General features: G+C 66.0%; 1 protein-coding gene. It reads left to right on the plus strand.

The window, feature by feature from the left end; translation table 11 throughout:
• Nucleotides 1-711 (plus strand): 3-hydroxybutyrate dehydrogenase (locus tag J8I35_RS34410; protein WP_060733327.1); only part of this gene is annotated, 711 nt, incomplete at its 5' end.
• Nucleotides 712-714 lie beyond the last annotated feature (3 nt).

Raw genomic sequence — 714 nt, forward strand, 5'->3', positions numbered from 1 at the left:
CTGGCCAAGGCAGGCGCGGCCGTCGCGATCGCCGACCTGAACCAGGACGGCGCGAACGCGGTCGCCGACGAGATCGTCAAGGCAGGCGGCAAGGCGATCGGCGTCGCGATGGACGTGACCAACGAGGACGCCGTGAACAGCGGCATCGACAAGGTGGCCGACGCGTTCGGCTCGGTCGACATCCTCGTGTCGAACGCAGGCATCCAGATCGTCAACCCGATCGAGAACTACTCGTTCGCCGACTGGAAGAAGATGCAGGCGATCCACGTGGACGGCGCGTTCCTGACGACGAAGGCCGCGCTCAAGCACATGTACAAGGACGATCGCGGCGGCGTCGTGATCTACATGGGCTCGGTGCACTCGCACGAGGCGTCGCCGCTGAAGTCGGCGTACGTGACGGCCAAGCATGGCCTGCTCGGCCTGGCCCGCGTGCTGGCGAAGGAAGGCGCGAAGCACAACGTGCGCTCGCACGTCGTGTGTCCGGGCTTCGTGCGCACGCCGCTGGTCGACAAGCAGATTCCGGAGCAGGCGAAGGAGCTCGGGATCAGCGAAGAGGACGTGATCAAGAAGGTGATGCTCGGCAACACGGTCGACGGCGTGTTCACGACGGTGCAGGACGTCGCGCAGACGGTGCTGTTCCTGTCGGCGTTCCCGAGCGCCGCGCTCACCGGCCAGTCGTTCGTCGTCAGCCACGGCTGGTTCATGCAGTAACGC

The organism is Burkholderia sp. CpTa8-5, assembly GCF_017815045.1.
GTDB lineage: Bacteria > Pseudomonadota > Gammaproteobacteria > Burkholderiales > Burkholderiaceae > Burkholderia > Burkholderia sola.